This is a genomic window from Corynebacterium sp. LK33 (assembly GCF_014334955.1).
GTDB classification, from domain to species: Bacteria; Actinomycetota; Actinomycetes; order Mycobacteriales; family Mycobacteriaceae; genus Corynebacterium; species Corynebacterium jeikeium_D.
The window spans coordinates 25,458-37,724 of sequence record NZ_PDGU01000011.1 but is presented as its reverse complement, the minus strand read 5'-3'; the positions used below and the strand labels follow the sequence as shown (position 1 = coordinate 37,724).

Genomic DNA, 12,267 nt, shown 5'->3' with positions numbered 1-12,267 from the left:
GATCAGAACAAGACAACTCTCGGCGGTCGTGCCCACTATTTCCATGTTGCTGGTGCTCGTAGGCTCTTTTGCGGGAATCAAAGCAGGGCGTGCACAGGCGCAATAGGCTGCGAGTACCTAGATGCCCAGGACTCCGATTCGCTGGCTGAGTCCATGAAGACGCTGGCGACCCGCACCGCACGCACCGCGAAGTCCAGCGCGCAAGAGATACAGGGCGGCGACGCTCCTACGAGCGCTCCCCAGGTGCCTGCCGACGTGGAAACGTTCTCGACCAAGCTGCGGGAAAAGACTCCTGAGTCCGAGCGCAGCATCAGTAATCAGGAAGGCGACGGTGCTGAGTACTTCTCCGTCCCGGTCGCTGAGGGAGAGCGGCTTGCAATTAGTGCGGCCACGGTGCCGGGAGCGTCGTCAGGCGCGACTTTGATGGACCTAGATGTCCGCAACTTCTCGCTCACTATGCATTTGGACGACAGCAGTTGCTTCCTTGCCAATGATTTCGGCAATGGCATCATCGACTCCAATGGCCCCCTTTTCGCATCGATAACAACCAAGCAGTCCGGAGGAGCGGAGGGGGACTGTAAGTCGGGCAATATGGTGTTCTCCGTGGCCCGAAAAGGAGGCCCCTTCGAAGGTCAGGACATTCCTGCAGAAGTGACCATCAAGCGTTTCGCCAACGAAAACCTGACTGATGTGCCGGAGGCGTTCCCGTCCGACAAGGAGAGGTGGTTGGTGACCCAGTGGCTTGTCCAGCAGGTGTGCTCGGGGTTTTGGTCATCAGCCCGGAGTAGGCGGTGTCGCCGTCGACGCTGCGGCGTAGTCCTTCGGTGACTGCGGCAGCGTAGGCCAGTGGTGCGCGGTGGGCGTACTCGGTGCGTGCGAATGGGGCTTCTAGCGCCCATACGGCGTGTGCGTGGCCGTTGGTGGGGTTTTCGACGACTGCGTTGGATCGCCACTGTTCGCAATCCCACATGGCGCGGATGAGTGCGTCGTCGTGGTCGATGTCGACGACAAGCAGGTTGGAAATCGCATCGGGGTTGGCTTCGATGAATCGTTTCCCGAGTGCTTTTTGCCTGCTGGTGCGGTAGATTCCGTCGCGCAGATTATCCGACGCTAGCGGCCATAGTGGCAGCCATAGCTGCTCGAATTTGCCGTCTGGCCGGTCGGTGGGAGCTGTCATGGTGCTCATCCTTGCACAGGGGTGTTTTGTGCTCGGGGATTTCTCCCCAGCGTGTTCAAAGTACGTCGCGAACCAAGTCAGATATTTCCGGGGTTCCAGGGGGGATCCCCTGGAGAGCTTTTCTCACTGCACGAGCGAAGCGAGTTCCTCCCCCTGGGCGCCCCGAGAGGCCCCCAACGCGCACTACGCACCCCGACTTCATCGACCACTAAACCGGCCCCTCGGCAAGGCGGTCCCACCACCGCGGCAGTCCCTAAAAAGTCGCAGATGCTCATCTGCAAGAGGTGTGTCGACCCTGGCGGGTCACTTTCGTTACTTGGCAGGGTCGGGACTGGGTGCGTGTGTGGCGCGGGCGGCGTGCAGGATGGGGCTATTGACCGGTTTTTGGGAGGTTTGGGCGTGTGAGTGGTTCGTACATCGAGCGGTTGCGTGAAATTGGCTCAGAAATCGCCTCAGACGCGACGCTGAGCGCCTCACAGCGCGAGTTGGCACTCCAAGGCGTGGAGGATGCTTTGAACGCTCTACGGGGCGCTGATCGCGATCAAGGCTCGGTGCAGTCGCATCCTCGTCGTGTGCTTGGGGCTGAGGCTGTCGCTGACAGCGCGGGAGTTGTTTTTGGTGTGCGCCCGCGCAGGAAGCGCGGTGCGCCGCGGCCAGAGCGCAAGCGCGACGGTTAAGCCGTTGGCTCGCGCGATGTCGCCGGCGAGGTAACACATGGAACGAAGCGCCGGATTCTTTCGATGAAAGCGGAACGTAGGTTGAGCGCTAGATTGCTCGGCAGTGCTTGAGCTTGAATCCTTTTCCTTTCATCCTCCCCAGTTTATTATTTGCATCTCGCTGAGCGGCGCCCCTGTCCTTGCCTTTGCCAAAGATGTATTGCCCAGTTGCTTCATTCCGAAGATTTACGACAGCGCACTTCAGCGTGACGCCTTTTCCTCGTGGGGGCTTTTTCTTCGCTAGGAAGACTTCCGATGCTGGCTTCGGTGCATACGCACTAGCACTCGGCGCAACAGAGAACGCTGCCCCCGTTAAAGCTAGGCTTACTATCCCGACTACTAATGAACGGAGTGACTTTCGCATGACCAATCCTTCTTCCTTGTCAAATGGTGAGCTGCAAGGCTTTTACGAAGACCTTTACGTTTATTGCTCTGAAAAAGACTCTTACCAGGTTGCCGAGCGTTTCAAGAAGGAACTCAAAGTTTCTTTTCCCGAAATTGACGATCTTCCTGATTTCACAGTTGATGAGTGCGATGAAGACGAGTATCAGCTTGCTGAAGAATTAGACCCTGGTAGTAATCAGGAAAATTTTCGTCCGTACATGATTACTCAGCATTTCTTCCTGGAAGTCTTAAACCTAAGTGACAAGATAATTGACCCTATTAGTGATGCTGTTTTCGAAGCCGTTCAACGAGCTACAGAAGATGTCCCATACTTCAGTTTCATGGGTTTTCTCAAGGAGAATCACTCTGATGATGAGTAGAAGAACGTAGCATCTGGCTTTACTCTGATACGTAGCGGTGGACTGTTCCCACGGAGTACCCAGTTTGTTTTGCTATCGCCCTGATGCTTAGCCCACGAGCACGTAACTCTCGGACGCGGCGACGCTTCTCGTTAGCGCGTGCGAGGTAGTCTTCGCGCGATTCACTAGTCCATCGTTGAGCGGTTCTAACAGACGCGCCCATTTTCTCGGCAAGAGCGCGAGCTGTTTTTCCGTTACGCGGATAGCGAGCATAAACCTCACTCATAGGGCACTTCTCCAGTTCTCTTGAGCAGCTTTACGCCTAACCGCTCCGCTTTTGCGGCCTCGTGCGCTTTGGATGGTGCTGAAGGTTGCTTCGTAGACGGCGGGGCCGTCTGCCCACATGCGGGATTTGGTGGTGATCCATCGGTGGATGGAGCGGGCGATTTGGTCGACTTCGCGTGTAGACAGTGGTTCGCTGAAGAGTTGTTGGTTCATGGCTTGTGCGGTGGTTTGGATTGCGCGGCCGAGTCCGTCGGGGTTGCCGAAGTGGTGGCGGATTTCGCGGTATGCCCAGGTGCGTGCTGATTCGAATAGGGCGCAGTTGCGCCCTAGTCCGACGGGGTTTTTGCGGCGGGTGCGCTTCCACGATGGTGGCGGCATGAAGCCGGTTTCGGTTAGCCAGAAGTTCAGCTCGTCGAGTGTGTAGAGCTTGAACCCTCCGCCCGCGACACCGGAAGCAGATCAGGCTAAGAAGGTCACCCCAGGTTCGTGGTTCGATGACGCCACGGAACTTACTGTCGACAACATCAGCAGCGTCACGGCCGACATTGTTCCTGGTGAGACGCACGTGTACAAGATCAAGTCCGAGTATGGGCAGCAGCTCCGCGGCGCCGTCAAACTCATTGACGCCCCAGAAGCGGACAAGCTTGCACAGATCTCCGGCCTGGATATCAAGACGCTGAATTCGGCACGCCAACTCGCCGGTAGCGAGGAAACCCGTCCTGTAAATGAACACCAGATCGGCGAAGAGACAACATTTGGTAACTCGGCCCGGATTAACTACCGCAATCGGATCGGCGAAGATAGTGAAAAGTCGGGCGATTACGAGGCTGAAAGAGCGTGGCTGGATGGTGACCAGTACATCGTTGTCTTCTTCAACAACAGTTGGGGCGCCGGTAAATCCCACGATGTCGCGGATGTTCAAAATGTCCCGGTGACTTATCAGCTAACCACGGAGTTGGTCGGCGAGAAGATTCCGGGCCCAGCTTTTGAACAGGTCGCGCACAAGTCGCCAAGTAGCGAAACCCCGACTAGTAGCCAGCAGAATCCGAAGACCACCGAAGAAAACGAGGATGACGGCTCCTCGAAGATGATGTGGTTCTCTATGGGGGCGGTGCTTCTGGTCTTGGTCGTCGGCGCGACAATCGCGTTGACCCGTAAGTAACTCTAGAGCGTCCAGTACACGCCGAATCGGTCAGGCTTGACGACGGTTTCCGTGCCCTCGGCAACCTCAGCGCCTGTAAGGCCAAGCGCTTGGCAGGCGCTTTCGACCTCTTCGGCAGAATCGCTGGAGAGACGCATCGCCACACCGTCGCCGAAGGTGAAATTGTGCATGCCCGGCGAGTCGAGCGTCATGAAATTCTCTGACCCGAAAAGTTGGTTGTATACCTCGGTGGCGGCGGCAGCCTGTGGTTCGTCGCCTGTCCACATGAAGTAGGGAATAACGGCGGGATTCGCTGTCTTTGCGGCAGCGTCCGTGCTTGCAGCCCCGCTGGTTAAGGAATTAATCATCAGTTGCCAGTTGACCCCATTGCCGTCTACCAACCAGCCAAAGAGCGGCGAGAAATCGTAGCTGGTCAGGGGCATGAGTGCAGCACCACCGCTGATGGTTTCATCACCCGCCATCAGATGCTCCCACAGTCTGCGCAGCTGGTTTTCCTGACCAGGGGCAAATCGCACCAAAAAAGACACAGCGGGGGTTAATCGGCGGTTCCCGTCCTCAATGAGCTCGAAGTCCATCCCACCGATGGTGAGCGTGGTGGAGTTGGGCTTGATGTTGGAGTGAAAACCTTCGGCGTAAAACCGCGCAGCGGCGCGAGGGTCGTCGTTAAGCGCGATCACGGCCGAAATAGAAACAGTCATGAAAATGAGCCTAACGACGAGCGCTTAACCGCGCAGAGAACGCAGCGTTTGATCCTAGTCAGTGAAGAATCTTCATACGGTGATATCCCCAGTAACGCTGCGCTGATTAGGGGATTTCAGTTAGTGGCGTGGGCTCTGCTCGCGAACTAGGTCTGCAAATCTGTTGATGTAGTCGCGAACAAAGTCCTCAGTGCTTGACGACGTGAATTCTCCTTGTTCGTCAATGAGTGTTGGCGATTGTCCCAGGAAGACCTCTGGCTGACCGAGCATCGGCATGTCGAAGTACGACAGCGCGAGTCGCAAGTTCTTCTGAGAGCTATAACCTCCCATACGGCCGACGGAGTGGCTGATAATTCCCGCGGGCAGGTTCTTCCATGCCACATCACCGTTGGGCTTAGATCCGATGTCAACGGCATTCTTCAGAGCTGCAGGAATTGTGCGGTTGTTTTCTGGGGTGACAAATAGGATGCCATCGCTGGCTTTAATGGTTTCCCGGAAACTGGTGTATTCCGCGGGAGTCGCAATATCGGACACTGCGGGGTCGTCGTAGTCGAAGTTGTAGAGAGGGAGGTCACGAATCTCGACGATGTCGACTTTGAAGTCATCGGGGAAGTACGTGGCTGCCTTGAGTGCAATCTTTCGTGCATAGGAGGCTCGACGCAAGCTTCCTACCAGGATAGAAATCTGTGCAGTCATGCGAATGTTCCTTTCTTAGGATGTATGGGGAAAGACGCGGGTTTAGAAATCCCAGTCTTCGTCTGCGGTGTCTTCGGCTTTTCCGATGACATATGCGGAGCCGGAACCGGAGAAAAAGTCGTGGTTTTCATCTGATCCCGGGGTGAGGGCGGCGAGAATCTCGGGTTTGAAAGCGGTCTCATCATGGTTAAACCGCTGCGGATATCCCAAGTTCATAAGCGCTTTGTTGGCGTTGTATCGAATGAAGTTGGCAACGTCGTCGTAAAGCCCGAGTGGCTCGTATAGAGCTTCGGAGTACCTCAGTTCGAGCTGGTATAGCTCGTCGAGAAGCTCGAAGACGAAAGCCTTCATCTGCGTTTGCGTGGTGGCGTCGTAGGTTTCTACGCCGCGCTGGAATTTGTAGCCGGAGTAATAGCCGTGCACAGCTTTGTCACGCAGGATCAGGCGCACCATGTCGGCGGTGTTGGTCAGGATGCCTCGTGATGCGAAGTGCAGCGGGAGGTAGAAACCGGCGTAAAGCGAGAAAGACGAAAGAAGCGTTGCTGCCGCCTTTCGCTTGAGTGGAACGGCACCGTAATAGTGTTTGAGCACAGCTTTTGAACGTGCCTGCAGGATGTCATTGCCGACTGCCCATTGGTAGGCAGCGTCGATGTCAGGGGTATTGGACAACGTTGAAAAGACCGAAGAATAGGACTTTGCATGCACTGCTTGCATGAAAGCGATGTTGGTATAGACCGCCTCTTCATGTTCAGTGCGGGCATCTTGAATTTGGGAAATCTCTCCGACAGACGCCTGCACTGTGTCGAGCATGGTCAGTCCTGTGAAGACCTTCATAGTCAGCTCGCGTTCTAGATCGGTGAGACGCCGCCAGTCTGCAAGGTCATTGGACAGCGGGACTTTCTCAGGCAGCCAAAAATTTGCTGTTAGGCGATTCCACACTTCGAGATCTTTGTCATCTTGCACTCGGTTCCAGTTGATTGGCCGAAGGCGGGCAGCTGGGTCCTTGCGAAAAGACGGTGGCGTAGTTGAATAGCTGTAGATGTTCAAGAAGTAGCGCTCCTCCAGAATTTTTCCAGGCCCTCTTTGACGTTTTCCACATCGTGGTCCGTCCCCAGTAACTCGTAGTGGTATAGCTCCGGGACCTGGCATTTTGCAGAAATGATGGCTCCGGCTATGCAAAAGTCGGTGCCGAAATTTGTGTTGCCCGAGGTGATGACACCGCGGATGAAACTCCTGTTGGTTTCGTCATTGAGAAAAGCGATGACTTGCTTAGGTACCGCGCGGCGCCGACATCCGCCACCATAAGTCGGTGTGATCAGGACAAATGGGCTGCAAACGCGAATCATTCCGTCTTTTCGCGGATGTAACGGGATGCGTGCTGCTGGTTGAGCCAGCTTTTGGACGAACCGGTGAGTGTTTTCAGAAGCACTGGAGAAGTACACGATTCGGGGTGACTCCTCCGGTGGGAGTTCCGTGAAAGTCAGCGGCGTCTTCGATGATGAAGACACTCGATTACCTCCTATGTTCAATGGATTGAACATAGAATAGGGGAGTGAATGGGGTGTCAACAAGGCGTTGCCTACGTGCGGCTGAAAGTGCTTAGTCACGCAATTGTGAAGTAAAGCCGCGACTCTGCATTAACGGCGGAAAAATCCAGCAGCTGACTATCAAGGCGGGAAAGTGGCGGGGTTGCCGGCCGGGGGGGGGAGGAGGCGGTGTCTCTCGGAGGGGCTCCAGTCGTGCCCTGGGCAAAAGCACAACTGGGAAAACAAAAACGCCGCGCCTTGGAAAGACCCAGTCGATGAGGAGACTGGTTTTCCAAAACGCGGCGTTTTCTACAGCGCTTTCGCGTCAACTACTTCAGCGGGCGAACACTTCCGGTGAAGTGCGGACGCTTCTTCTTGCGATCCCACGCGACGATGTTGACTGCACGGCCGATGTTGGAGCTGCTATCAGTCAGGTTGTGAGCAGCACCTGCACCGTCACCGGTGTGGGTGAGTGCGACGTTGATGGTGGTCGGCAGAACGACCGGCGCACCGAAGGAAATCTGGAACTCGTACGACTGACCCGGCAGAACCTGTGCCTCAGCCAGTGCGCGGGAGGCGGTGTACATGCCGTGTGCAATCGCTGCTGGCATGCCCAGAGCCTTCGCGGAGACAGAGGTGATGTGAATCGGGTTCCAGTCACCGGAAACCTTGGCCCACTTGCGGCCGGTGTTGCCAGCCAGCTTCCACTGGGCAGTGGGGAAGGGGACCTTGAACTGCTCGCGCTTGATGGTCTCGGCGCCGGACTTGATGGCCTCACGCTGTGCCTGGACCTCTTCGAAGCCCTCCGCCTCCTTTAGGCGAACGCCCTTGGCCAGGTACACCGACTGCTCCTCGACCAAGGTGGCGCCGGATGTGGACGATGTAACAGTCGACTCCAGAACAACCTCAGTGCCCGAGCGGTGAGCGCGGAATGCGGCAACCTTCACCGCGATATCAACCTTGCCACCGAGTGTGACAGGCGAGATTTCGCGGTAGGTGTTCTCGGTGTGGACCAGGCCCATCATCGGCAGCGGGAAATCGTCCGCAGCCATTAGCTCCATCTGAATGGGCATGATTAGGGCGTGGATGTGGCCGAAGAACGCTTGCTCAGACTTCGGGGCGCCAACGACGTCGCGGAAGTCCTGGTCACGGTCGGCATCGACAGTGACGCCCTTGACCACCAGCTCATTGACCTTGATTTCGGTGGAGTTCGGGCGCTTCTTCGCCGAACCAGCAGCTGCCTTGGCGTAGAGCGGAACCAGATTGGGAATGGCATCCAGGGTCTTAGCCATAAGTTTTCCTCTTTCCTCCTTATCGGGAGCCTATGCGGAAGCCGCGACTTCGCTTAGGCGCCGACGATGTTCTGACCGCAGACGCGCAGGACGTGGCCATTGACGCCGAGAGCGCGGTCGGAGACCAGGAAGGCGATTGCCTGGGCGACATCGCCCGGCTGGCCACCCTGCTGCAGCGAGTTCACGCGTCGAGCAACCTGGCGATTGACGAACGGAATAGCAGCGGTCATGTCGGTCTCGATGAAGCCCGGAGCAACAGCGTTGATGTTGCCGCCGCGCTTAGCGAACTCCTCAGCGTAAGCCTCGACCATTGCGATAACGCCGGCCTTGGAGGTGGCGTAGTTGGTCTGACCGCGGTTACCTGCGATACCGGAGGTGGAAGCCATGGTGGCAATACGCGGAGCCTTCTCGAAGGCCTTGTGGTTCAGCAGCTGCTCGTTCATCTTCAGCTGAGACTCGATGTTGACGGCGATGACCGAGCCCCACTTGGCGTCGTCCATGTTGGCGAACATCTTGTCGCGGGTGATGCCTGCGTTGTGGATGACGATGTCCAGGCGACCGTAGCGGGCCACAGCGGCATCGGCAATGGCGTTGCCGGCGTCGTCGGCAGTGATGTCCTGCTGCAGAGCCAGGCCACCGAGCTCGTTGGCAACCTTGGACAGAGCCTCGCCCGCCTGTGGAACGTCGATGACGATGACCTCTGCGCCGTCAGCCTTGAGCTGGCGAGCGATAGCGGCACCGATACCACGGGCGGAACCGGTGACAGCGGCAACCTTGCCAGCCAGCGGCTTATCCCAGTCGGACGGGATCTCGCCAGCGTCGGAGGTGACGCGGAGGAACTGGCCGTCGATGAAGGCCGAGCGGCCGGAGAGGAAGAAGTGCAGGGAGGAAATCACGGACGGTGCGGTGACCGAGACACCCGGAGCAACGAGGATGCCGTTGGCGGTGGAGCCGCCACGAACCTCGTGGCCGAGAGAGCGAATCAGGCCCTCGATACCACCGGCGACAGCGTTCTCAGCGATCTCGGCCGGGGTTGCGTTGTGGTGAGCATCCTTGGCGCGGGAGACGGTGACGATGCGGCCACCCTTGTCCAGCTTGCGCATGTGCTTTGCAGCAGCGAGCACTGGGCCCTGCAGCTCTGCCGGACGCTTGGCCTCAGTGGCGACGAGGACAATGGCACCAATCTTGTCGTCAGCGGCGGTGCCACGACGAACCTGCAGACCCCACTCAGTCAGCTGAGCTGCAACTGCGTCTGCATCTGCACCCTCGCCGGTGACGAGCACCTTGTCGTTGTTCAGCAGCGGACCGCCCGGCTTGTGGCGGCGCAGGAACGGTGGCTGCGGCAGGCCAGCGGCCTTAGCCAGTCCAGTGAGCGGACCACCGTTGACGAGTTCCTGGTACTTATCGGTCATGGAAAATTCTCCTTGAAAGTAAAAGTGTCTTTATCGGTGGTGCGCTTTTAGACGCGAGCCTCGAGAACTGCGACAACACCCTGGCCGCCCGCAGCACAAACGGAGATCAGGCCGCGAGTGGTCTTGCCGGTCTCGTCTGCCTTCTGGCGCAGCATCTTGGCGAGGGCTGCCACAATGCGGCCGCCGGTAGCGGCGAATGGGTGGCCGGCTGCCAGAGAAGAGCCCTTGACGTTGAGCTTCTCGCGCGGGATGGAGCCCAGCGGGCCTTCCAGTCCGAGCTTGGTGCGGCAGAACTCCTCGTCCTCCCATGCCTTCATGGTGGACAGGACAGTGCCGGCGAAGGCCTCGTGGATCTCGAAGAAGTCGAAGTCATCGAAGGTCCAGCCGTTGCGGGCCAGCAGGCGCGGGGTGGCGTAAGCCGGAGCCATCAGCAGGCCCTCGTCGCCATGGACGAAGTCAACTGCGGCTGCCTCGGAATCGACGACGTCGGCAAGCACCGGCAGACCGCGCTCAGCGGCCCACTCCGGGGTGGAGACGAGGACGGCGGAGGCTCCGTCGGTAAGCGGAGTGGAGTTACCGGCGGTCATGGTCGGCTCTGCTTCCAGGCCGCGGCCGAAGACTGGCTTGAGCTTGGCCAGCTTCTCCGGGGTGGAGTCCGGGCGCATGTTGGTGTCGCGGGAAACGCCCTTGTATGGGGTGACGAGGTCAGTGAAAAAGCCCTCGTCGTAAGCGTTTGCCATGTTCTGGTGGGAAGCGGCGGCGAGCTCGTCCTGCTCAGCGCGGGTGACGCCCCATTTGGCGGTGGTGATTGCCTGGTGCTCACCCATGGACAGGCCAGTGCGTGGCTCGCCGGTCGACGGAGTGTCTGGAGCCAGGTCGGACGGACGAGCCTTCAGGAAGACCTTTGCCATGTCCAGAGTGGACTTCTGGCGGCTGGCCTCCAGCAGGATCTTGCGCAGACGGTCGTTGACAGCAATCGGAGCGTCGGAGGTGGTGTCCACGCCGCCGGCGATGGCGGAGTCAATCTGGCCCAGCTTGATCATGTTGGAGACAGAGTTGAGGGCTTCCATGCCGGTGGCACATGCCATCTGAATGTCGAAAGCCGGGGTGTCCGGCGCCAGTGCGGAGCCGAGGACACACTCACGGGTGAGGTTAAAGTCACGGGAGTGCTTCAGCACAGCGCCGGCGGAGACTGCGCCGAGGCGCTCGCCGCCGATACCGAAGCGGGCGACGAGACCGTCGATTGCGGCGGTCAGCATGTCCTGGTTCGACTCGTTAGCGTATTCCTTATTAGAACGAGCGAACGGAATGCGGTTACCACCGACGACGACTGCGCGACGCAGAGAGTTATTGTTGGCCTGAGCTGCCATGTGATTGTTCCCTTCAAAATCCTTGAAGTGTGACGTGAATTACTAAATTTAGACAATACTGGTATCGGTGTTTTCTGTCACGTTTTTAGAAATATTTTTGTCCAGTCATCTACCGAGCGGGGTGGGCGAGGGGTAAACACCGTCGTCCACCTGTGAAAAATTCGATGGGCAGCACTCCGGAATCTCAAAAATTTTCCCGCTTGACGACGGTAATTGCGTCAATCCCCACTAGTTGGGGTGGTGGCCGGAGGTATCAATAGAGTGCAAAGGCGTATAGGGGTTTAGACTTTATCGCCATGCGACCTGAACTTTCCTCGTATAACCATCTTTCCGCGGGCAAGGTCCGGGAAATCTACGAGATTGACCCTGAGACTCTGCTGCTTGTGGTCAGTGACCGTATTTCTGCCTTCGACCACATTCTGGAGACCCCGATTCCTGACAAGGGTCGAGTGCTCACCGCGATGAGCGTGTTCTTCTTCGATGAAATCGACTTCCCGAACCACATGGCTGGCCCGGCTGACGATGAGCGCATTCCGGAAGAGTGCCTCGGCCGTGCGCTGGTGTGCAAGAAGCTGGACATGCTGCCATTCGAGTGCGTCGCACGTGGCTACCTGACCGGCTCTGGTCTGGTCGAGTACAAGGAAAACGGCACTGTCTGTGGCATTGAGCTGCCAGAGGGTCTCGTCGAGGGCTCCAAGTTGCCAGAACCGATTTTCACCCCGGCCACCAAGGCTGAGCTGGGCGAGCACGACGAGAATGTCTCCTTCGATGCTGTTGTGGAGTCCCTGGGGCAGAAGCGTGCCGAAGAGCTGCGCGATGCCACCCTGCGTATCTACTCCCAGGCTGCTGAACTGGCTGCTAAGCGCGGCATCATCCTGGCCGATACCAAGTTCGAGTTCGGCCTCGACTCCGACGGCAACCTGGTGCTGGCCGACGAGGTTCTCACCCCGGACTCCTCCCGCTACTGGCCAGCCGACTCCTACCAGGAGGGTTCGGTTAACCCGAGCTTCGACAAGCAGTACGTTCGAAACTGGCTGACCTGCTCCAAGTCCGGCTGGAAGAAGGACGAGGGCACTCCGCCGCCAGCGCTGCCGGGTAGTGTTGTGGAAGCAACTCGCGAGCGGTACGTCGAGGCCTACGAACGACTGTCGGGCCGCCGCTTCTCGGATTGGATTGGAGAACCTGCGTGA

At 58.0% G+C, this 12,267-nt stretch carries 15 protein-coding genes; 5 read left to right on the top strand and 10 right to left on the bottom strand.

What is annotated here, in order from left to right:
- Window positions 1–658: 658 nt before the first annotated feature.
- A complete protein-coding gene (locus CRD20_RS03515; protein ID WP_222866178.1) occupies window positions 659–1,177 on the bottom strand; it encodes a replication initiation protein in 519 nt (172 codons plus the stop codon).
- Window positions 1,178–1,578: 401 nt separating this feature from the next.
- On the opposite strand from CRD20_RS03515, the gene CRD20_RS03510 reads away from it, so the two are divergent.
- The 3 genes from CRD20_RS03510 (at window position 1,579) to CRD20_RS03500 (ending at window position 2,657) form a co-directional block, all read left to right on the top strand.
- Window positions 1,579–1,854 carry a hypothetical protein gene (locus CRD20_RS03510; RefSeq protein WP_048733057.1) on the top strand — a complete coding sequence of 92 codons (276 nt, stop codon included), beginning with the start codon at window positions 1,579–1,581 and terminating at the stop codon, window positions 1,852–1,854.
- A 103-nt stretch (window positions 1,855–1,957) separates the two neighbouring features.
- The gene (locus tag CRD20_RS03505) at window positions 1,958–2,137 is read left to right on the top strand and encodes a hypothetical protein (protein ID WP_141763291.1); all 180 of its coding nucleotides are present in this window, start codon (window positions 1,958–1,960) and stop codon (window positions 2,135–2,137) included.
- A gap of 118 nt (window positions 2,138–2,255) precedes the next feature.
- Window positions 2,256–2,657: a hypothetical protein gene (locus CRD20_RS03500; RefSeq protein WP_048733056.1), complete on the top strand. Its 402-nt coding sequence runs from the start codon at window positions 2,256–2,258 to the stop codon at window positions 2,655–2,657.
- Window positions 2,658–2,676: 19 nt separating this feature from the next.
- Here the strand turns inward: CRD20_RS03500 and CRD20_RS03495 are convergent, their stop codons facing one another.
- On the bottom strand, window positions 2,677–2,859 hold the full coding sequence (locus tag CRD20_RS03495) for a helix-turn-helix domain-containing protein (RefSeq protein ID WP_082150646.1): 183 nt from the start codon (window positions 2,857–2,859) through the stop codon (window positions 2,677–2,679).
- A 59-nt stretch (window positions 2,860–2,918) separates the two neighbouring features.
- Window positions 2,919–3,299 (bottom strand): primase C-terminal domain-containing protein, encoded by a 381-nt coding sequence (locus tag CRD20_RS11130; protein WP_255468697.1) that lies wholly within the window; start codon window positions 3,297–3,299, stop codon window positions 2,919–2,921.
- A gap of 49 nt (window positions 3,300–3,348) precedes the next feature.
- Here CRD20_RS11130 and CRD20_RS03485 point away from each other — a divergent pair, with 49 nt between their 5' ends.
- Window positions 3,349–4,083: a hypothetical protein gene (locus CRD20_RS03485; RefSeq protein WP_187271209.1), complete on the top strand. Its 735-nt coding sequence runs from the start codon at window positions 3,349–3,351 to the stop codon at window positions 4,081–4,083.
- 2 nt (window positions 4,084–4,085) lie between these two features.
- Here CRD20_RS03485 and CRD20_RS03480 read toward each other — a convergent pair whose 3' ends face one another.
- From CRD20_RS03480 to CRD20_RS03450, 7 genes are all read right to left on the bottom strand, one after another.
- Complete coding sequence (locus CRD20_RS03480) at window positions 4,086–4,781, bottom strand: VOC family protein (RefSeq protein ID WP_187404827.1); 696 nt, start codon at window positions 4,779–4,781, stop codon at window positions 4,086–4,088.
- Window positions 4,782–4,901: 120 nt separating this feature from the next.
- Window positions 4,902–5,477 (bottom strand): NADPH-dependent FMN reductase, encoded by a 576-nt coding sequence (locus CRD20_RS03475; protein WP_016421405.1) that lies wholly within the window; start codon window positions 5,475–5,477, stop codon window positions 4,902–4,904.
- 42 nt (window positions 5,478–5,519) lie between these two features.
- The gene (nrdF, locus tag CRD20_RS03470) at window positions 5,520–6,524 is read right to left on the bottom strand and encodes a class 1b ribonucleoside-diphosphate reductase subunit beta (protein WP_187404826.1); all 1,005 of its coding nucleotides are present in this window, start codon (window positions 6,522–6,524) and stop codon (window positions 5,520–5,522) included.
- Complete coding sequence (nrdI, locus tag CRD20_RS03465; protein ID WP_080971522.1) at window positions 6,521–6,985, bottom strand: class Ib ribonucleoside-diphosphate reductase assembly flavoprotein NrdI; 465 nt, start codon at window positions 6,983–6,985, stop codon at window positions 6,521–6,523. Before nrdI ends, nrdF begins: the two co-directional genes overlap by 4 nt.
- A 347-nt stretch (window positions 6,986–7,332) precedes the next feature.
- Complete coding sequence (locus CRD20_RS03460; protein ID WP_187404825.1) at window positions 7,333–8,295, bottom strand: MaoC/PaaZ C-terminal domain-containing protein; 963 nt, start codon at window positions 8,293–8,295, stop codon at window positions 7,333–7,335.
- A 53-nt stretch (window positions 8,296–8,348) separates the two neighbouring features.
- On the bottom strand, window positions 8,349–9,707 hold the full coding sequence (locus tag CRD20_RS03455) for a 3-oxoacyl-ACP reductase (protein ID WP_101688100.1): 1,359 nt from the start codon (window positions 9,705–9,707) through the stop codon (window positions 8,349–8,351).
- A 47-nt stretch (window positions 9,708–9,754) separates the two neighbouring features.
- A complete protein-coding gene (locus tag CRD20_RS03450; RefSeq protein ID WP_016421400.1) occupies window positions 9,755–11,077 on the bottom strand; it encodes an acetyl-CoA C-acetyltransferase in 1,323 nt (440 codons plus the stop codon).
- 296 nt (window positions 11,078–11,373) lie between these two features.
- Between CRD20_RS03450 and CRD20_RS03445 the strand changes: the two genes are divergently transcribed.
- Window positions 11,374–12,267, top strand: coding sequence for a phosphoribosylaminoimidazolesuccinocarboxamide synthase (locus CRD20_RS03445; RefSeq protein ID WP_049173073.1), 894 nt, complete (start codon window positions 11,374–11,376; stop codon window positions 12,265–12,267).